Origin of the sequence: Labrys okinawensis (assembly GCF_047345005.1) — a bacterium.
Taxonomy (GTDB): Bacteria; Pseudomonadota; Alphaproteobacteria; order Rhizobiales; family Labraceae; genus Labrys; species Labrys okinawensis.
The window spans coordinates 6,539,098-6,559,449 of the sequence record NZ_CP178864.1 but is presented as its reverse complement, the minus strand read 5'-3'; the positions used below and the strand labels follow the sequence as shown (position 1 = coordinate 6,559,449).

Annotated in this window: 16 protein-coding genes; 14 read left to right on the top strand and 2 right to left on the bottom strand. The window is 60.5% G+C overall.

Going from position 1 to position 20,352, the window contains the following annotated elements; translation table 11 throughout:
* Positions 1–13 precede the first annotated feature (13 nt).
* The 9 genes from ACMDCR_RS30420 (at position 14) to ACMDCR_RS30380 (ending at position 11,966) form a co-directional block, all read left to right on the top strand.
* Positions 14–3,235 (top strand): efflux RND transporter permease subunit, encoded by a 3,222-nt coding sequence (locus ACMDCR_RS30420; RefSeq protein WP_413990194.1) that lies wholly within the window; start codon positions 14–16, stop codon positions 3,233–3,235.
* Positions 3,236–4,029: 794 nt separating this feature from the next.
* Positions 4,030–5,997 carry a BTAD domain-containing putative transcriptional regulator gene (locus tag ACMDCR_RS30415; protein WP_413990193.1) on the top strand — a complete coding sequence of 656 codons (1,968 nt, stop codon included), beginning with the start codon at positions 4,030–4,032 and terminating at the stop codon, positions 5,995–5,997.
* A 76-nt stretch (positions 5,998–6,073) separates the two neighbouring features.
* Complete coding sequence (locus ACMDCR_RS30410) at positions 6,074–6,661, top strand: hypothetical protein (RefSeq protein ID WP_413990192.1); 588 nt, start codon at positions 6,074–6,076, stop codon at positions 6,659–6,661.
* A gap of 38 nt (positions 6,662–6,699) precedes the next feature.
* Positions 6,700–7,899, top strand: coding sequence for a YcaO-like family protein (locus tag ACMDCR_RS30405; protein WP_413990191.1), 1,200 nt, complete (start codon positions 6,700–6,702; stop codon positions 7,897–7,899).
* 398 nt (positions 7,900–8,297) lie between these two features.
* Positions 8,298–8,681 carry a hypothetical protein gene (locus ACMDCR_RS30400; RefSeq protein WP_413990190.1) on the top strand — a complete coding sequence of 128 codons (384 nt, stop codon included), beginning with the start codon at positions 8,298–8,300 and terminating at the stop codon, positions 8,679–8,681.
* Between the two features lie 97 nt (positions 8,682–8,778).
* Entirely contained in the window at positions 8,779–8,973 is a 195-nt protein-coding gene (locus ACMDCR_RS30395; RefSeq protein ID WP_413990189.1) for a hypothetical protein, read from the top strand.
* A gap of 63 nt (positions 8,974–9,036) precedes the next feature.
* Positions 9,037–10,191 (top strand): YcaO-like family protein, encoded by a 1,155-nt coding sequence (locus ACMDCR_RS30390; RefSeq protein ID WP_413990188.1) that lies wholly within the window; start codon positions 9,037–9,039, stop codon positions 10,189–10,191.
* A 162-nt stretch (positions 10,192–10,353) separates the two neighbouring features.
* Positions 10,354–11,235, top strand: coding sequence for an EamA family transporter (locus tag ACMDCR_RS30385; RefSeq protein ID WP_413990187.1), 882 nt, complete (start codon positions 10,354–10,356; stop codon positions 11,233–11,235).
* Entirely contained in the window at positions 11,232–11,966 is a 735-nt protein-coding gene (locus ACMDCR_RS30380) for a TfuA-like protein (protein ID WP_413990186.1), read from the top strand. The genes ACMDCR_RS30385 and ACMDCR_RS30380 overlap by 4 nt, the downstream gene beginning before the upstream one ends.
* A gap of 1,374 nt (positions 11,967–13,340) precedes the next feature.
* Here ACMDCR_RS30380 and secA read toward each other — a convergent pair.
* Positions 13,341–16,154 carry a preprotein translocase subunit SecA gene (gene secA / locus ACMDCR_RS30375; RefSeq protein WP_413990185.1) on the bottom strand — a complete coding sequence of 938 codons (2,814 nt, stop codon included), beginning with the start codon at positions 16,152–16,154 and terminating at the stop codon, positions 13,341–13,343.
* Positions 16,155–16,651: 497 nt separating this feature from the next.
* Positions 16,652–16,858, bottom strand: a complete 207-nt coding sequence (locus ACMDCR_RS30370) for a hypothetical protein (RefSeq protein WP_413990184.1) — start codon at positions 16,856–16,858, stop codon at positions 16,652–16,654.
* On the opposite strand from ACMDCR_RS30370, the gene ACMDCR_RS30365 reads away from it, so the two are divergent.
* From ACMDCR_RS30365 to ACMDCR_RS30345, 5 genes are all read left to right on the top strand, one after another.
* The gene (locus tag ACMDCR_RS30365) at positions 16,857–17,879 is read left to right on the top strand and encodes a peptidylprolyl isomerase (protein ID WP_413990183.1); all 1,023 of its coding nucleotides are present in this window, start codon (positions 16,857–16,859) and stop codon (positions 17,877–17,879) included. The two genes, ACMDCR_RS30370 and ACMDCR_RS30365, sit on opposite strands and share 2 nt — an antisense overlap.
* Before the next feature lie 120 nt (positions 17,880–17,999).
* Positions 18,000–19,238, top strand: coding sequence for a bifunctional glutamate N-acetyltransferase/amino-acid acetyltransferase ArgJ (gene argJ / locus ACMDCR_RS30360; protein ID WP_413990182.1), 1,239 nt, complete (start codon positions 18,000–18,002; stop codon positions 19,236–19,238).
* On the top strand, positions 19,235–19,648 hold the full coding sequence (mutT, locus tag ACMDCR_RS30355; protein WP_413990181.1) for an 8-oxo-dGTP diphosphatase MutT: 414 nt from the start codon (positions 19,235–19,237) through the stop codon (positions 19,646–19,648). Before argJ ends, mutT begins: the two co-directional genes overlap by 4 nt.
* Positions 19,649–19,739: 91 nt before the next feature.
* The gene (locus ACMDCR_RS30350) at positions 19,740–20,030 is read left to right on the top strand and encodes a type II toxin-antitoxin system ParD family antitoxin (RefSeq protein ID WP_413990180.1); all 291 of its coding nucleotides are present in this window, start codon (positions 19,740–19,742) and stop codon (positions 20,028–20,030) included.
* Positions 20,014–20,343, top strand: a complete 330-nt coding sequence (locus ACMDCR_RS30345; RefSeq protein WP_413990179.1) for a type II toxin-antitoxin system RelE/ParE family toxin — start codon at positions 20,014–20,016, stop codon at positions 20,341–20,343. Before ACMDCR_RS30350 ends, ACMDCR_RS30345 begins: the two co-directional genes overlap by 17 nt.
* Positions 20,344–20,352: the final 9 nt, after the last annotated feature.

Here is a 20,352-nt window from a genome sequence, read left to right as displayed (position 1 = left end):
GGGAGCGACGCCCATGAAATTCGGCCATTTCTTCGTCGATCGCCCGATCTTTGCCGCCGTGGTCTCCATCGTCACGGTGGTGGTGGGTCTCGTCTGCTATTTCAACCTGCCGGTCGCCCAGTTCCCGCAGATCGCTCCACCGACCGTCACGGTCAATGCCACCTATCCCGGCGCCAATGCCGAAACCATTGCCGAGACGGTGGCGACCCCGCTCGAACAGGCGATCAACGGCGTGGAAGGGATGATCTACCAGACCTCCCAGTCCACCAATGACGGTTCGCTGCAGATCACGGTGACCTTCGCCACCGGCACCGATCTCGATATCGCGCAGGTGCAGGTGCAGAACCGCATCGCCACCGCCGAGCCTCGCCTGCCCGCCGAGGTGCGTACGCTCGGCGTCACCGTGAACAAGGCCTCGTCGGACTTCCTGCTCATCGTCACCATGTATTCGCCCGATAATTCGCTGAGCGACTACGGGGTGTCGGATTATGCCATCGTCAACGTCAACGACATCATCGCGCGTGTCGACGGCGTGGGCTCGACCTTCACCTTCGGCCTGCGCGAGCCGGCCCTGCGCGTCTGGCTGGACCCGGATCGCCTTGCCAGCTTCAACCTGACGGCGGGCGATGTCGTCGGCGCCCTGCGTGAACAGAACGTCCAGGTCTCGGGCGGCACGCTCGGCGGCCAGCCCTCGCCACAAAACACAACCAGCGAGATCACCGTCACCACGCTCGGCCGCTTCCAGGACGCCGAACAGTTCCGCAATGTCATCATCAAGTCGACGGCCGATGGCCGCGTGCTGAAGCTGAAGGATGTCGCCCGCGTCGAGATGGGCGCCAAGCAATATGGCTCCAACCTCTATCTCGACGGCCAGCCTACCGTAGGCCTTGCGGTGCTGCAGCGCCCGGGCACCAATGCCCTCGCCACCGCCGACCGCGTCAAGGCCAAGATGGAGGAATTGGCCTCCGCCTTTCCGCCTGGGCTGAAATATTCCATCGTCTATAACCCGACGGAATTCGTCTCGGCTTCGATCGAGGCGGTCTACCACACCTTCGCCGAGGCGATCGTGCTGGTCGTCATCGTCGTCTTCATCTTCCTGCAGTCATGGCGGGCGGCGATCATCCCGATCATCGCCATTCCCGTTTCGCTCATCGGCACTTTCGCGGTGATGAGCGGGCTTGGCTTTTCCCTGAACATGCTCACGCTGTTCGGCCTGATCCTGGCGGTCGGCATCGTGGTCGACGATGCCATCGTGGTCGTGGAGAATGTCGAGCGCAACATTCACGACGGCATGACGCCCAACCGCGCCGCTCACGTCACCATGGACGAGGTAGGCCGCGCCGTGATCGCCATCGCGCTGGTGCTCTGCGCGGTCTTCGTGCCCACCGCCTTCATTCCTGGTATTTCAGGCAAGTTCTACCAGCAATTCGCGGTGACGATCGCAGCCGCCACTGTGATCTCGGCCTTCAACTCACTGACCCTGTCGCCGGCGCTCGCCGCCATTCTGCTGAAGCCGCACGACCCCAGCCACAGGAGCCGCTTCTTCCTGTTCCGCTGGCTGCAGGGGCTGGGCTACGGCTTCAACAGGGGCTTCGAGCGCCTGTCCCGCGGCTATGGCGGCGTGGTGGGCTTTGCCGTCAGCCATAAGCTCGTCTTCCTCCTCCTCTATGGCGGGCTGATCTACGCAACCTTCTACATCTACCAGAGGACGCCGACGGGCTTCGTGCCGGAGTCCGACCAGGGCTACGCCATCGTCGTGGTGCAGCTGCCGGACGGCGCCTCGCTGGAGCGCACCGATGCGGTGGTAAAGAAGGCGCAGGAGATCGCCTCCACCAGTCCGGGCGTCGGGCATGTCATCGGTGTCGCCGGGTTCTCCGGTGTGACCTTCACGGCGGCCTCCAATGCCGCCACACTGTTCGTGCCGTTCAAGCCTTTCGACGAGCGCCTCAAGGAAGGGCTGAGCGCGCAGAAGATCGTGGGTGAATTGCAAAAGCGCGTGTTCGCGATCGAGGAGGGCCTGGTTTTCGTCATCAACCCGCCCACCATCCAGGGCCTCGGGCAGGGCGGCGGCTACAAGATGCAGGTGCAGGACCGCAGCGGCGTCGGCCTGGAGGCGCTGGAACAGGCGGCCAATGCGCTGGTCGGCAAGGCCAACCAGACGCCGGGCCTGTTCCAGGTCTTCACCACCTTCTCCACGCGCGGGCCGCAGCTCTTCGTCAATGTCGACCGTGTGAAGGCACAGATGCTCAACGTGCCGATCGGCAATATTTTCGAGGCGCTGCAGGTCTATGTCGGCTCGTCCTATGTGAACGACTTCACCCGCTTCGGCCGGGCCTTCCAGGTGACGGCGCAGGCCGAGGGCGGCAACCGCGTCAATACCGCGGACCTTGCCCGCATCAAGGTGCGCAACGCCTCGGGCGGCCTGGTGCCGCTCGGCTCGCTGGTGAGTTTCGAGAACCGCACCGGCCCCGATACGATGACACGCCACAACATCTATCCCGCCATCCCGGTTCAGGGCAGCTCGCTGCCTGGCGTTTCCTCCACCACTGCGCTCGACCTGATGGAAAGGGACGCGCGTGAGGTGCTGCCCCCGGGCGTCGGCTTCGAATGGACCGAGATCGCCTTCCAGGAGCGCTCCGTCGGCAACACCGCCTTCGTGGTCTTCGGCATCGCGGTGCTCTTCGTCTTCCTGTTCCTGGCGGCGCAATATGAAAGCTGGTCGCTGCCGCTTGCCATCATCCTGATCGTCCCGCTCGCCATCCTGGCGGCGCTGCTCGGCGGCATGGCCCGGGGGCTGCCCTGGTGGGGCGAGTGGACCAAGCAGATGGACAACAACATCATGACGCAGATCTCCTTCGTCGTGCTGATCGGCCTCGCCGCCAAGAACGCCATCCTGATCGTGGAATTCGCGCGCCAGCGCGAGGATCATGGCGATTCGCCCTGGCATGCGGTGGTGGAGGCCTGCCGGCTGCGCCTGCGTCCGATCCTGATGACGTCCTTCGCCTTCATCCTCGGCGTGATCCCGCTTGCCATCGCCACAGGCCCCGGCTCGGAGCTGCGCCAGGCCATCGGCACGGCGGTTGCGTCGGGAATGACCGGGGTCACCCTTCTAGGCCTCTTCCTCACGCCGGTATTCTATGTTTCCATACGCTTGGTCGTGCGCACGGTCTTCGGTGAAAAATCCAAGCCGAGCACCGTGACGCCGGCCACCATGGCTGAACCAAAGGGAAGCTGAAACCTGTCGTTAAGTATGGTACAACCCGCTATGTTTTGCCATCTGGTGAAATTCATGTGACAAGCCTGCGGACTTCCCTAACAGGCGGGAAGGCTTCAGATCCTCAGTGGCGGCCCGGATTTGGCCGCGGGGTGCTCTTTTTGGGCTAGGCGTGTGTTGTAGCGTAATTTCTATTCCGAAATGTCTCCCGCTTCTTCTGTTGGGCGGGCAGGCTTTTTGTGTTTGGAGCGCGACTGCCCCATGGCGGTGGGAGCGTGATCTATGGGTTAGCCTGCAATCTCTGTCCCATGTCGATCATGCTACTTTGCGGGTGAAGCGCCAGATCATGGGCAAGCAATGGTGCCCAGTGTGGTAGGCATTGTCGCTTCCCGTGGTGTTTGCATGCCAAAGAGCCAGCTTACCGTGTCACGCCGCAGCGCATTGTTTCTCGCCTCTGTCGATTTCGTAACGGATATGCAACGTTCTCTCCGATTTCAAGCTTACCAATATCATAACTCCACGTGATTACTTTAGGTAACTATCCTAGAGTATCGTCGTTTCGGGGCCTGAACTTGATTTGGCCTCGCATCGGGTGTTGTGTGACGCGGCCGTGACTTGAAAAGACGAGGTGGGGTCGTCTTGTTGACTTGCGTGAAAATAGCTAGAGATTATTGTTTGCGGGCTGTTCGTCGGGCGCAGTTCGTATATTCTTCCTGCCGCGTGGTGGGCGTGCGTTTAAACGGCGCCAGATCTCGCAGAAGGCAGGTTGGCTTTGACAACCTCGAGGCTGCCTTCGGGAGCCCGGAGATCGTTGCATGAACGCTGAGCGCGATATCGCTATTCATTTGGTCGGAATCCCCCATGTGGCCATTGCCACGGAGGGAGTGTTTCCGGCCAAGGGTTATGTCCTCGTCACGATGCTCCTGCTCGCGGGCAGCCGCCGGATGAGCCGGCAGGCGATTGCCTCGCTGCTGTGGGACGATGCCCCCGAGGAAAAGGCGCTGACCAATCTTCGTCAGCTCCTGGTGCGCATCAACCGCTGCTGGCCGCATGAGGAGGTGCTGGTAGAGACCAACGGCCCCCATCTGACGGCGGGTCCCGGCGCCGAGCGCAGCGACCTTGCCACCATCCTGATGCACCAGAAATCGGCCGTGCTGGCCGAACGGTTGTCAGGGGTGCTGCTGGCCAAGGGCGATCTCCTCGATACCATCGATACCGGCGGTGCGGAATTGTCGCAATGGTTCCGCGGCGAGCGCGAGCGCTTCCGCCGCCTGGTGCTGACACTTGCCGCCGACGTGCTGGTGGAGATGACGCGCTTTGGCCGGGCGCAGGAACGCGAGATCGACAAGATCGGCGAATGCATGCTGGCCTTGGAGCCGGAGCGCGAGGAGACGTTTCGAGCCTTGATGGAGGCCTACGGCCGCAATGGCAATATCGAGGCGGTGAACCGCACCTATGCCGCGTTGATCGAGATGCTGCGTCGCGAGTTCGACGCCGAACCGCGGCCAGAGACCCTGGCGGCGGTTCGCCGTATCCAGGCCAGCGCGCCGAGGGCCCGCCTTCAGATTGTGTCCGATCGGGAAGCCGCCGTTCCAAGTCAAGCCGTGCGGGAAATCTCCGCCGTGCGCAGCATGGCTGGTCTGCCGCGCGTTGCCCTCTTTCCTCCCAAGCCCCTTCCCGGGCAGATACTGGATCCGCTGCACCGCGCGCTGATCGAGGATGTCGCCAACGACCTGTCGCGGCACCGCACCTTTGCCGTGGTTGCCCCACACAGCAGCTTCGGTGTGGCGGAGGCCTTCGACAGCGATCGTATGGCGGCTCTGCGCAGCGGTTACCTGATTTCCGGGTTCATGGTACCTAGCGGAGGGCAGATGGCGCTCAGGCTGATACGCCAGCCGGGGCATGAGATCATCTGGGCTGCGGAGTATCCGGTGGCCTTGGAGAAGCTACCGATGGCGTTCCGCCTGATCTCACGGCAGATCGCGTCGACCCTGGCCAGTGAGATCGAGAGAGACCAGCTGGAACGTATGCGGGCGGATCCCAAGCCGCTCGCTTATCGTCACTACCTGGAAGGGCAGGATAGGCTCAGAGACTGCGATCTGCCAAGGCTGCGGCGGGCGAGGTCGGAATTCAAGACGGCTGTCCAGGAGGACAATGAGTTTTCGCCTTCCCATGCCCGCATCGCACAGACCCTGATTCTCGAGTGGCTGATGCTCGGTGGCAGCGATCCCTATCTCCTCAACCAAGCTAAGCGGGAAGCGGAAATTGCCATCGAGATCGATGCCGGCAATGGCGGTGGCCATTGGATGGCGGCTGTCGTGGCCCTTTATCAGCGTGATTTCGATTATTCCGCGCAGAAGTTCATGGAAGCGGAGACGCTCAATCCCCATTCCGCCGATCTGCTCGCCCATCACGGGGATGCCCTGTCCCATATCGGCCAAGCGGACGCCGGCTGGGAACGCTTCCAGAGGTCGCTTGAGCTGAATCCGTTCCCTCCGGATTACTATTGGTGGTACGGCGCAACCATTGCCGTACGACGTAGGGATTTCGCCACCGGTATCGATCTGTGCAAGAATATGAAGAGCGACGAAGCAGTTCTGCGCGTACTTGCGGCCTGCCATGGGTTGCTGGGGAATAGCGATATCGCGCGGCACTATGGCAATCGCCTACGTGACATGTATCCGGGCACTACGGCCATGGAGATGGCTCAACTCGCCCCCGACAGGCGAAGGGAAGACGTCGAGCTCTTTGCGAAGGGCTTCAAGCTTGCGGGGTTGGACTAAGTACGAGTGCGGTGGAAAGTATAGATAAAGCCATAAACTATCGAGTTGTTGTTAAAGCCTGGCGAGGGGAAGCAGAATGTCTGATGGACGTATGTATGTTATCGGCGAGCGTGGAAGTGGTGTCCTTCTGATCAGAACGCAGCCGCTGCGTGTCGTCGAGATAAGTGATGAGGAAATCCAGAAATACAGTGCTGTGACAGGTGGCGATGGCTATGCCAAGATTGCCGCCTCTCTGTGGCGCCTCGTCAGCGATATCCGCGATGGAACGGATGGGACGACGGACACGAGCAGGGCGGCCGGGGTAGAGTCGCTGGTACAAGCCGGAGTGCAGCTCACGGACGTGGACTTTGCATTCTCCGCTCGGGCCAATGCGGCAGCCGATCCTCAGGCGATGGCCACCGCGGAAGCTCAGGCGATGGCCACCGCGCAGGCTCAAGCCATGGCTCAGGCGCAGGCCCAGGCTATGGCCACTGCGCAGGCGATGGCTACCGCCCAGGCTATGACCACGGCGCAGGCGATGACGACCGCGCACGCGATGAACACACAAGCCATGCATACCAATGCCATGATCTATCCTCCCATCGGGGCGGCGCTGCGCCAGTTGATGGGCGAGGAGGGCGAGGGTCTGCAACGTGCCGTTCTGTCGGATGACACCGACAAGTAATGCGGCCCGCTCCGCAACTTCCCCTTGTTGAAGAAAGGGTGACGAATCGGGAGGAGGCGAGCGCCGAGCCCGCCTCCTTTTCCTTTCCCCTTGAGCCATTTGGCATCACCCGCGTTGGAGATCTGACAAGTCTGGATACGATCGGGATTCCAGTGTGGTTCGCGGTGAGACCGAATTCCCGCACCCTATCTGTGAGCCAGGGCAAGGGCCTCACACACGAGCAGGCGCGTATCTCGGCCATTATGGAATCCGTGGAGGGGGCGGTCGCGCAACAGACGCGCCCATTGATCAATACATTCGGATCTCTTCGGCAGATGATGGAAAGAGGCGCGCCGATCATTCCGTTGCGTAATATGTCCCGATGCAAGTTCACGTCGCTCGACCTCGGCAAGGAGCGGGCCTGGGTTCCCGGTTTCGATCAGGAGACTGGCGAGACTGTGCTGGCACCATATGAACTCGTTGGGCTCGACATGCGCTCCAGTTTCCCATGGGACTATAGGGGGTTCAAAGTATGCTCGAACGGGCTTGCAGCGGGGCCAAGTTTATCCTTTGCGGCTCTCGCCGCCCTGCTGGAGCTTATCGAACGGCACGCTAACTCGCTCGTGGAACTGATAGGGGTTAACAGCATCTATGCGCGACCTCTGCGCTACGAGCCAGATTTACACCAGGGGTTGGACGAGGCCGTCGGCAAGGTGAGGGCGGCCGGGCTGGAGCCGCGCTTCTTCGAATTGGCCTGCGATATCGCTCTGCCGGTCGTGGCCGCCGTCGTAACAAGGCCGGTGCTGGGAGGTAGTGGGGGCGGGGAGCGTCTTTCGGGCGGCCATGCCTGCCGCCTTGACGCGGGAGACGCGGCTCTTGCAGCCTTGTTGGAGGCCGTTCAATCCCGGCTCACAAATATTTCCGGCGCGCGTGACGACATGGACGCGTCCCAATATGAAGTGGCTCCCTCGGTTGATCTCCCTGTGAAGGACGGCGCGCCCCTTCTATCTTCCTGCATGAAGAAGTATGCAAGGAATATGAGTCTCACAAAGGACGAACAACTTTCGGTTGTCATCAAGGAACTTTGTAAGTCCGGCTATGGTAAGATATTTTTCTTCGATCTGCCTACTGGTGTTGCAGGGGTTCATGTGGTGCGGGCACTCGTGCCGCGCCTGAAGGTCGCTTTTGAAGACGATATTTCGCAGTTTCAGGCTGATGACATCGATACTCTACTAAGGGGCTGGAGTTCTAGGTTATGAAATTCGTTTTGGATTTGTAGCTTTGTTGCATCAATTATGCGTTCTGTTTTAGTAGAATTATAGCTTTAGATGTGATTGGTAATATAATGTTGTATATTTTCTGTATTTCACTAGTATAAATAATATCTAAAGTTTACTTTTATTATCATTTATTGTTTATCTAAGCTCCGTTCGCCTCTTTGTGTCAATGATACTGTTGAGGTTTGATGCGAATTTCCTGTAGAATGGTGAGGCCGTCTTAATTCTCCGAAGTCCGGAAGATGTCGAGGTGCTGTGAATGGTGCTTGGCAACTTTCTGACGATACATACGCGTATAGTGTGAAGTATATCTAATATATAAGCTCATAGATATAGTATAATTCTTTTCTCGAGCGCGCCTGATAAAGGGGGCAGGACAAATGTCAATCGAGATGGAAGCAGCCCAGCGGATGCCGGCCAACACGAGGGTGCAGTCGAAGATGCGTCCTGTCCGCATTCTGGCGGTGGCTTGGAACTTGGAAAGAGCGCACGCGCAGATATCTAGACGCGTCGACACCAATAGTGCCCATTTCGACAGTCACTTGAACAATGTAGCAGCAACGAATGGCGCAAGTGTCGCGTATCCTGTCAAAGAGAAAAAGTCGTCCAAATCCGCCTTTCGTCCACCGAGGCGATCAAAAGTTTCCGGTGTTGGAAACTTATTTTTGCTGATAAGGGCTCTGATACTTGTCATTTTGTTAAAAGCGATAGATCAATTTTCTATTTTAGTTACAGATGCGTTGGCGCTTGCTATTTTCCTATGACGGCTCATAGTAACCCTTGGCAGGGTCGAGTGCGGTATTGGGCACTGCCGACGAAAACGCGCAATTAAATTGGCTCCAAATAACGGGAACAAAGTAAATGCCAGTCGAAGCAAAAGCAACCTACAAAATGCCACCAGTAGAAGCCAAGGCGACATATAAGATGCCGCCAGTAGAAGCCAAGGCAACGTATAAGAGGCCACCAATTGAAGCCAAGGCTCAGTACCGGTTTCCAGTCGTCGGTGTCACGACGGCTCGTAAGAATCTTGAAGCGGCGGTGCGTGGCGACCTATAGTGCAGTCCGCTGCGGTCTACTGACCGTCAACTGAGTTAGGTTTCGGTCTGATAGAGTCCCTAAATGGATGGCGCAAGTTCACATTCCTCGAGAGAAGTGAGCGAAAACAACAAGTTTTCTTCCTTTTCTCCGCCGCTTGCGCCATTCGGGATCACCCGAGCCGGCGATTTGACGGACCTCGATGTCATCGGGATCCCTGTGTGGTTCGCGGTACGTCCCAATTCCCGAACGCTGTCATTGAGCCAAGGGAAAGGACTCACGCACGAGCAGGCCCGCATCTCGGCGATTATGGAGTCTGTCGAAGGCGCTGTGGCCGAACAAACCAGTCAACTGGTGGCGGAATTTGGCACTCCGGCTGAGATGACTTCCAGGGGGAAAAAACTGGTTCCGCTTGACCGGCTTGATCGGTGTGATTATGCGGCCTTCGATCCGACCTGTCAGCGAGCTTGGGTGCGCGGACAATGCTATGGAACCGGGGAGCCGATTTTCGCGCCGTATGAGCTTATCGGCCTTGATATGCGTGTCGAGTTTCCGTGGGATTACGATGTTTTCAGCGTCGGATCGAGTGGACTGGCGGCCGGGCCGAATTTTTATTTCGCTGCTCTTGCAGCCCTCCTTGAACTTGTCGAACGTGATGCCACCTTCGCAGTGGAGCAGGATGGATTTCAGCCTAATAATTCTCGCCTCATAAGATGGCAAAGAGGTTGCCACGCTGGCTTAGACGAGGCCGTAGATAAGGTTCGGCTAGCCGGCCTAGAGCCGAGTTTTTTTGAGATTCCCAATAGATTTGGATTGCCTGTGGTCGCAGCGGTTATCGCCAGACCAATACTGCACGTGCAAGGGGCCGGGGAGCGTCTTTCGGGAGGCTATGCCTGCCGGATGACAATAGGTGAAGCCACTTTGGCTGCGCTGCTTGAGGCCGCTCAGTCCCGTTTGACCAATATCGCGGGCTCACGGGACGATTTGGCGGAAACCGAATACGAGGAGGCTGGCGCTACGCTTCCCTCCTCGGCAAGTGAAGCCATACCGCTTGCCGTTTGCACGGCACAATGCACCTCTGAATCAGGTATGTCCGTTGCGGAAAAACTGGACTTTGTTGCTGAGTGCCTTGGAAGCGCGGGGTGCGCCGATGTATATTTTTTTGACCTTCCCGGCCCAGTGAAAGGCGTACACGTTGTTCGTGCTTTAGTTCCAAGATTACGAGTGTTTGGACATTAGTAGCAAGGTAACTCGAAGTTTTATTGGGAGGCCAACTTTCCTGCGTGAAAACTAAGATACTTATTTGAATTCATGCTTGAAGGTTAAGCGGATCGGCGGGATATTTTGCAGGATCAACGAGGCGACAAAAATCACGATAGGATGTGGACGAGTTCGCAGATTATGCTCGCCGTTGTGATGGCGTTAGTAGCCATTGCTTCAAAGCAACTTGGCGCGGCACTTTCAAGGCCGGTGATGGATAGTTACGGCGCTCTTGCAACCACCTCCGAACGGATAGGCTGGGCAGCCTTGATTCTTTCGATCATCGCGCGTCCAAAAGTTCATACCTATAGTAAGACCCAATGGATTGCGGCTCTTTTGCTGGGAGCAACAATCGGAACAATGATGCTAACGGTGTACGCCGCAATCGCCCGAGTACCGTTGGGTCTTGTGGTTGCGATCGATTTTCTTGGTCCGCTGAGCGTCGCTGCGTTTGGTTTGAGGCGAAGTTGGCGCTTGACCTGGCCCGTCATTGCACTAGCTGGTGTGTTATTGCTCGTGAGGACCAGCCAAGGCTGGAGCGCTGATCCTCTTGGCATAGCGCTCGCCTTTCTGGGAGCAATTTGCTGGGCGCTTTTTATTATATTGATGAAGCGGATAGGATCGGTATTTCAAGGGCTCGAAGGGCTCGCGATTTCCTTCATAACCGCCGCATTCATCACCATACCCATCGGGCTGGTTGAGAGCGGCCTTCCGCCGGCAGGTGATCTGCTGAGCAAGGCGGCAGGACTAGCTATCCTGACGCCGTTGCTCCCCTATGCGATGGAAGTCGTCGTTCTCAGGCGATTGCCTTCGGCCACCTTCGGTATTCTGGCAAGCCTAGAGCCGGCGGTTGCCGCATTGGCTGGGTTTGTCATTTTGCAACAAGCCCTCAGCATGCAGCAGACATTGGGCATTGCATGCGTTGTGATCGCCAGTATCGGCGCTGTGACCTACGCGGTACCCGATGCTGCGAAGCGCACCGATCAGAGTGCCGCGCCGAAAGCCGCCGAGGATATGCCATGACTTCCATCCTCTTCACAGGCCCAAGCCTCCACGGTGTCGCTCCCGAATTGCTGCACGGGTTCGAGGTTCGCCCTCCGGCCGGTTGTGGAGACTTACTTGCCGCCGCCATGCAGGGTGCGGACGCTATCGGGCTGATCGATGGCGTTTTCGACCACGCTCCCTCCGTGTGGCACAAGGAGATTCTCTATGCCATCAGCTGCGGCATTCGCGTCTATGGCGCGGCAAGCATGGGGGCTCTGCGCGGGGCCGAGTGTGCCGCCTACGGTATGATCGGGGTTGGGCGGATCTTCGAGGATTATGCCAGCGGCCGGCGTGTGGCGGATGCGGATGTCGGGGTGGCGCATGCACCGGCGGAATTCGGCTATGCACCTCTCAGCATTGCCCTTGTCGATGTCGAGGTCACGTTGCAAGACATGAGATCGGTCAACGTCTTGTCTCTGCATGAGGGCGAGCGGCTGCTCCAGGCGGCCCAGCAGATTCATTTCAAGGAGAGGACGTGGCCCGACATCGTCGCCAGGGCGGGGTTTTCAGGGCTGCAAGCCAGTGCGATGGAAGAAGCACTGGAGCGTCATGCTCGCAGTCAGAAGCGGGAAGACGCCATCGCCCTGCTCGAGCGCCTTCGGGCGGATGCGGGCAAGCCAGCAGAAAAGCCCAATTTCACCCTCGCGCAGTCGGGATTCTTTGTCGTGCTGCACAATCGCGTGGCCCAACGGCTAGCTGATGGTGGCTAGAGCGTAATGGCATTATGTTGGATCACTGATTGCTGGGGCCGTCATTCCGGTTGAAGCGTATCCTCACAAGCTGTGCTTGTGAGTGGGAACGCCGGAATCCATGAACACCAACTTCAAAGGGCAGTGTTCATGAATTCCGGATCTCCCTTAAGTCGTCCGGAATGACGGCCCAGCGATCAACCTAATGCCATCGCGCTCTAGGGGCCGTTAAAGAATCAGTGAATCGGAATGCGGGTATTGGGATTGCAGGAGAGGCGCGGCGCTTGAAGCACTCATTCTTGAACGATCCCCGAGCTAGCCGGTCAAACCGCTAGTCGGCGACCGGATAAATCGACAACACTCCGCCTGGCAGCCTTCCCTCCGGTGATACACGCCGTTGGTCGCAGCACACAAAGAGAACGAATATTGACTTTCGTTCGTTCTCGTGCTTTATTCCGTAACGGAATGAGGCGTCAGCGGCCGGCGTCTGTACAACCCGGCCCCGAACGCCTCCATCCACCCCTACAGCCTGTCCAAGTGATTGGCGCGCGGCGGTCCTGCTTCCTTCGAAGCCGGCCTCCAGGGGTGACGAGCGGGACAGACGGGATCGGCACCCCATGGAAGTGCCCTGGATCCCTGGATGGAGCGTGAAGGGCTTGAGCCTTGCAACGCCTTCGTCCCTCCTCCCGCCGATGCGGTGAAGAGGGCTGATGCCACCGTCCGGCCAGGACGGACGTCGCTCGGCCCCTTTGCCGAGCCGGCTGGGCCGGGTTCGGATGGTCCGTGCCATCCGCTCCCGGCTCGCCTCTGCCCTCACAAGGCGGAAAAACAGGTGGCCTTGCGCGCCTTGTCAGCGTGCCGGGCCGCCGGAACGGGGCGATGGCGTCTGGCACCGACAAGGCGGCCTGCCATCTTCCATGATCCTGCTTTCACGGCTGCCCCGCAGCCGCCATCGCCCGGTCTCCTCATCAACCCAGCCGGAAAGGGCGTGGGAACGCGAGCGCTTGGCTATGGCGGTGAGAAGGCGGCGGAGGCGAGAGAGTCCGACGCTTGTGGATCGTTAGAGAATTAGCGCGCTGTCATCCCCGGTTGAGCCACTCGCGAGCGCGTCACAAGCTCTTGCTTGTGACGGCGAGAGAGGGCGAAAGGAAGGGGATCCAGGGGCTAAAGGGTATCACTCGTGGCCCCTGGATCCCCTTCCCGCGCTACGCGCGCCGGGGATGACAGCCTCTCCTGCCTCGTTGGTGACCGGGTCTAAGGCCATTATGCTCTGCTGCGCTTTCCAATTCGCCGGAATCGGCAAGAATCGCAAAGACATGTCGAAACCCGGTCAGCGCGCGCCGGCCAGCATAGTCGTACCGGACAGTTGGTTCGCGCTGTCCGCGTTTCCCACCCTCACACGAACTGACCGTGGCAGTGCTTGAATTTCTTGCCCGAGCCGCAGGGGCAGGCCTCGTTGCGGCCGATGCGGCCCCAGGTCGAGGGATCGTTCGGATCGCGGGTCTCGGGCGCCACTGACGTCATGCCCGCCCTTTCGCCGACGGCGATCGGCGCGCTGAGCTGCGAGGGCGGGAAGCCGGCGCCGGCTGATGCGAACTCGTCCTCTCCGGTGAGGGGATCGATGTGCTGGCCGTACATCTGCGGCAGTTCCGGCTCCTGGGGCATCACCTGCAGGCGGAACATCGTACGGGTGACATCCTCGCGCCAGCGTTGCATCAGGTCCGAGAAGAGCTGATAGCCTTCCGACTTGTATTCGATCAGCGGATCGCGCTGGGCCATGGAGCGCAGGCCGATGACCTGGCGCAGATGGTCGAGCGTGACGATGTGCTCGCGCCAGAGATTGTCCAGCGTCTGCAGCAGCACCGCCTTCTCGACCTGGCGCGTCACCTCCGGGGTGAAGGCGGTGGTGCGCTCCTCGGCGTGTTTGTCGGCTGCATCGGTGATGCGATGGGTCAGCTCTTCCTCGGCGATGCCTTCTTCCTTGGCCCAGTCCTCGACTGGCAGGTCAAGGTTCAGCACATCATTGATCGCGACGTGCAGACCCTTGGTGTCCCACTGCTCGGGATAGGCGTTCTCGGGCACATGGGCGCGCACGAGATCGTCGATGACGAGGTGTCGGAAGTCGGTAATCGAGTCGTCGACCGACTCCTGCGCCATCAATTCTCGGCGATGCTCGAAGATTTCCTTGCGCTGGTCGTTCAGCACATTGTCGTATTTCAGGATGTTCTTGCGGATATCGAAATTGCGCGCCTCGACCTTCTGCTGCGCCTTTTCAAGCGCGCGGTTGATCCAGGGATGCACGATGGCCTCGTCTTCCTTAAGGCCGAGCTTGGCGAGCATGCCGTCCATGCGGTCCGAGCCGAAGATGCGCATCAGGTCATCCTGCAGCGACAGGAAGAAGCGCGAATGGCCCGGGTCACCCTGGCGGCCGGAGCGGCCACGCAGCTGGTTGTCGATGCGCCGGCTCTCGTGGCGCTCCGTGCCGATGATGTAGAGACCACCGGCCGCGATTGCCTTCTCCTTCAGGCCAGCGACCTGGGTCCTGATCCTGGTTTCTGCCTCATCGCGCTCCGGCCCGGCCGGAATGTCGCCGAGCTCGACCTTGATGCGCATGTCCGCATTGCCGCCGAGCTGGATGTCGGTGCCGCGGCCCGCCATGTTGGTGGCGATGGTGATGGCGCCGGGTACGCCGGCCTGGCTGACGATGAAGGCTTCCTGCTCGTGATAGCGGGCATTCAGTACCGCGAAGACCTTCTCCTCGGCCGTGCCCTGGTCGCCGTCATAGAGGGATGCGAAGGCGTTGGGGTCGGAGAAGTCGCGCTGCTTGTAGCCCTGCTTGAGCAGGTACTGCGCCAGCGTCTCGGACTTCTCGATCGAGGTGGTGCCCACCAGCAGGGGCTGGCCGATCCTGCGGCAGTCCTCGATCAGGCGGATGATCGCCTTGTATTTCTCGTCGACCGAGCGATAGACTTCGTCGTCGTCGTCGAGGCGCTGCACCGGACGGTTGGTCGGGATCTCGATCACTTCGAGATTGTAGATGTCCATGAACTCGTCCGCCTCGGTGGCGGCCGTGCCGGTCATGCCCGCAAGCTTGGCGTAGAGGCGGAAATAGTTCTGGAAGGTGATCGAGGCCAGCGTCTGGTTCTCGGGCTGGATCGTGACCTTTTCCTTGGCTTCCAGGGCCTGGTGCAGGCCTTCCGAATAGCGCCGGCCCGGCATCATGCGGCCGGTGAACTCGTCGATGATCACCACTTCGTCGTTGCGGACGATATAGTCCTTGTCGCGCGTGAACAGCTTGTGGGCCCGAAGCGCCTGGTTCACGTGATGGACGATGGTGACATTGCCCGCATCATACATCGAGCCTTCGCGCATGAGGCCGGAACCGGCCAGCATCTGCTCGACATGCTCGTTGCCTTCCTCGGTGAGGTTGACGGTGCGCTGCTTCTCGTCGAGCTCGTAGTCTTCCTTGCTGAGGCTGGGCATCAGCGCGTCGATGGTCATGTAAAGCTCGGGCCGATCTTCCAGCGGGCCGGAAATGATCAGCGGCGTGCGCGCCTCGTCCACCAGGATGGAGTCGACCTCGTCGACGATGGCGAAGGCGTGGCCGCGCTGGACCATCTGCGCCATGTCATATTTCATGTTGTCGCGCAGATAGTCGAAGCCGAATTCGTTGTTGGTGCCGTAGGTGATGTCGCAGGCATAGGCCGCGTGGCGTTCCTCGTCGGAGAGGCCGTGCACGATCACGCCGGTGGTGAGGCCGAGGAACTGGTAGATGCGGCCCATCCATTCGGAATCGCGCCGGGCGAGATAGTCGTTGACGGTGACGACATGCACGCCCTTGCCGGCGAGCGCGTTGAGGTAGACGGGGGCGGTGGCCACCAGCGTCTTGCCCTCGCCGGTCTTCATTTCGGCGATGGCGCCTTCATGCAACACCATGCCGCCGATCAGCTGGGTGTCGAAGTGGCGCTGGCCCAGCACGCGCTTGGCGGCCTCGCGCACGGTGGCGAAGGCGGGCACCAGGATGTCGTTCAGGCTCTTGCCGGCGGCGAGCTGGGCCTTGAATTCCATTGTGCGGGCGCGTAGCGCCTCGTCGGACAGCGCCGCCACTTCCGGCTCCAAGGCGTTAATGGCGGCAACCTTGGGATTGTAGGCTTTGAGCCTGCGGTCATTGGAGGAGCCGAACAGTTTCTTGGCGAGCGAGCCGAACATAGAAGGCCTTCAAATTTTTGCGCCGGGGCGGCGCCATGATCCGAACCATCGGGAGCCGCGTGCGACACCCCAAGAGCGTTCTTCAGTCTGACCGAACCGGTAAGAACCGCAAAAACGCGTCGAAATAAAGAGCTGGTGAAAAACGGCGCTTGGGCTTAAACGCGTTTTGCTCCAGCGACGGCCCTATCCCGATCGCAGTGCGATGTGGCACGAGAATGACGGCGAGCCCCCTTTGGGGATCTCCGTCGCTCGGGGAGCAGGCCGCTCCAGACAAATTTCGTGAACCGGACGTTCCAGAGCCCCGCGAGGGACCCCACGCCAGCACCACGGTTCGAAGGTTCGCTGGCCGGACTCACTTAAGTATTGGGGGTGGGGGTGTCAATCGAACCGGCGCCTTACAAATCGGTCAGACACGTCATTTCGCTGAAAAATCCGTGACAATCTCCATGAGGAAGCGCTCTTTTGCGTGACAAGGGAAACCAGGCCGAAACAGGCTGTCACAGTTTTGACGACTGCCCTTCGTAAAAGGCCGCTTGAAACGCCATTTCGCAGGCGACATTGACCTGGCTTTTGTCCTGTCCTATCAGCGCTGCGAGGCGCTCGTCCGGGATAGGGAACAATGCGGGCTTGTCGCTGAGACAGCGTCCGCCCGGACGAGACACCGCACCGGATTTGCCCCCTCTTTCGTCAAGGAACCTGCCCATGATCCTAACCCGCCGCGCGCGTCCCGCCGCGATCCTGTTCGCCAGCGTTGCCGCTCTGGCGCTCGCCGCCGCGCCTGCCTTCGCGCAGGATGCGACCAAGCCTGCAGCCCAGCCCGCACCGGCTCCGGCCGCTGCCGCGCCGGCTCCCGCAGCGCCGGCGGCGACGCCCGAGATCTCGGTCGACGGACAGCCGATCACGCAGGACGACCTCGAAGCGGTGGCACAGGAGATCGGACCGAACCTGTCGCCCCAGCTCTCGCCGGCCAAGCGCCAGGACGTGATCATCAACGCTGCCATCAACCTGCGCCTGGCCGCCAACGAGGCTGAGAAGCAGAAGATCCTGGACGACGCCGCGCTGCAGAAGAAGCTTGCCTTCTACCGCCAGCGCATCCTGATCGATGCGCTCGTCGCCAAGGTCAGCAAGGACGCGGTGACGGACGAGGCCATCAAGAAGGCCTATGAGGAGCAGATCGTCCAGAAGATGCCGGTGCAGGACGAGGTGCATGCCCGCCACATCCTGGTCGCCAGCGAGGACGATGCCAAGAAGGTCGAAGCCCGCCTGAAGGCCGGCGAGGACTTCGCCAAGGTCGCCAAGGAAGTCTCCAAGGATCCGGGTTCTGCCGACCAGGGTGGGGATCTGGGCTGGTTCACCAAGGACCGCATGGTCAAGGAATTCGCCGACGCGGCCTTCAACATGAAGCCGGGTGACGTTTCCGACCCGGTGAAGACGCAGTTCGGCTATCACATCATCAAGCTGGAAGAGCGCCGTCGGCAGCAGCCGCCCTCCCTCGACCAGTACAAGACGCAGCTCGCCGACTTCGTGGCCCAGCAGGCTCAGCAGAAGTTCTTCGCCGATCTGCGCGCCAAGGCAAAGGTGGTGGCGCCGCCGCCCTCCGCCGCGCCGGCCACGGCTCCCGCCCCCGGTGGCGACATGCAGTTGCCCGACGCCGGCCAGCCGGACGAGCAGAGCCAGCCGGCTCCGGCTCCGGCTCCAGCTCCTGCTCCCGCTCCCGCGCAATAATTCGTTCCTGGGATCGCAGGCTTCTCAGCCTGCTCTTCGAAGCACCGCCTATTGAAGAGCAAGCTGGCAAGCCTGCGATCCCAGGACACACCATCCCATAGTCCCTGCCGAGTATCCGCCATGGCCAAGGCCGCGCCCCTGTCCCCGCTCGCTCCCGCGCGTTTCCCGTATCTGCCGCCGATCGCCGGCGTGAGGCTGGCAACAGCCGAGGCGGGCATCCGCTACAAGGGCCGCACCGATGTGCTGCTGGTGCTGCTCGACGAGGGCACGCAGGCCGCCGGCGTCTTCACCCGCTCCAAATGTCCCTCGGCACCGGTCGACTGGTGCCGCGCCGCCCTTAAGGACGGTACGGCGCGGGCGCTCGTGGTTAATTCCGGCAATGCCAACGCCTTCACGGGCAAGAGGGGCGCCGAGGCCGTCGCCTTGACGGCGAAACTCGCCGCCGAAGCCGCTGGCTGCGCGCCATCACAGGTCTATCTCGCCTCCACCGGTGTGATTGGCGAGCCGCTCGACGCCACGAAATTCCAGGATGTGCTGGTCGAGACCGCCGCCCGAGTCTCTCCCGGCGCCTTCGAAGATGCAGGCCGCGCCATCATGACCACCGACACTTTTCCGAAGGGCGCTACCGCCACGGTCGATTTCGGCGGCACCACGGTCACCATCAACGGCATTGCCAAGGGCGCCGGCATGATCGCGCCCGACATGGCGACCATGCTCTCCTTCGTTTTTACCGACGCCCCGATCGCGCAGGACGTGCTGCAGGACCTGCTTGCCAAGGGCGTCGTCGACAGCTTCAACGCCGTCACGGTCGATAGCGATACCTCGACCTCCGACACGCTCCTGCTGTTCGCGACCGGCAAGGCCGGCGGCAAGCCGGCGACGGAGGCTTCCGATCCGCGTCTGCCCGCCTTCGCCAAGGCGCTTGATGGCCTGCTGCTCGACCTTGCCCAGCAGGTCGCGCGTGACGGCGAGGGCGCGCGCAAGTTCGTCACCGTCGACGTGCGCGGCGCCACCTCCAGGCAGGCGGCCCGCCGCATTGCCATGTCGATCGCCAATTCGCCGCTGGTCAAGACGGCCATCGCTGGCGAGGACGCCAATTGGGGCCGTGTCGTCATGGCCGTTGGCAAGGCCGGCGAAGAAGCAGATCGTGACCGGCTGTCGATCTATTTCGGCGGCATCCGTGTCGCGGTGGAGGGCGAACGCGACCCGACTTATGACGAAGAGAAGGTCTCCACCTATATGAAGGGCCAGGAGATCACGGTGGCCGTCGATATCGGCCTCGGTTCGGCGAGCGACCGCGTCTATACCTGCGACCTCACCAAGGAATATGTGGCGATCAACGGCGACTATCGTTCGTGACCAGGCGCCTCCTTCTCGTCGCCGCCTGCGCGCTCGTCGATGCCGACGGCCGCGTGCTGATCTCGCAGCGCCCGGAAGGCAAGGCGCTGGCGGGCCTGTGGGAATTTCCAGGCGGCAAGCTCGAACCCGGCGAGCGGCCGGAAGAGACCCTCATCCGCGAATTGCGCGAGGAACTCGGCATCGAGGTCGAGGAGCCCTGCCTCGCCCCGCTCACCTTCGCCAGCCACGCCTATGAGGACTTCACCCTGCTGATGCCGCTGTGGATCTGCCGCCGCTGGCAGGGCACGCCGCATGGCAAGGAGGGGCAGGCGGTGAAATGGGTGCTGCCGACCAGGTTGCGCGACTACCCCATGCCGCCCGCCGACGAGCCGCTGATCCCGATGCTGATCGATCTAGTGCCGGCGCGATAGGTAGAGAACTCAGAACGGCCCGTCCTGCCAGTATGATTTAATCATGCCGCATGGTATTATGCCTTGTTCGAATTTATTGAGGAGGCGGGTCATGCGCACCACCCAAGCAATAAGCATTACATTGCCGCACGACATGCTTGATATGGTGAAGGAAAAAGTCGCATCGGGCGAGTATGCCTCTGAAAGTGAGGTTATCCGCGATGGTTTGCGCAGCCTTCGGGCGCGCGATGAGGCCGTTGAGAAGTGGCTTGTTGAACAAGTCAACGCCGCCTATGACGACTACATGAAAAACCCTGACGACGTCATTTCTGCCGACGAGGTGTTTGCGGAGTTGAGAACCTATCATGCTGCGCAAGTAACGTCTCATGACGACGCGGTATGAAATTTTCTTCAGACTGAATGCGCGATCGGATCTCCTGTCAATCTACAAGCACATAGCCAAGGCGGTTGCGCCGAAAACGGCCGGAAGTTTTGTTCTCGGTATTGAAGAATTTTGCCGAGGTCTTACTCAGTTTCCACAACGTGGAATCGTCCGACCCGGGATGAGGCCTGGGACACGACTTGCGTTCTATCGCCGACAGGTGACGATTTCTTACTTCATTGATGAAGAGAATAAGCGCATCGTAATATTGGAGATATTGGGAAAGGGTCGGGATTTCGAGGCAGCGCTCGGTATCAAAAACAAGAATGGCTGACCTCTGGCC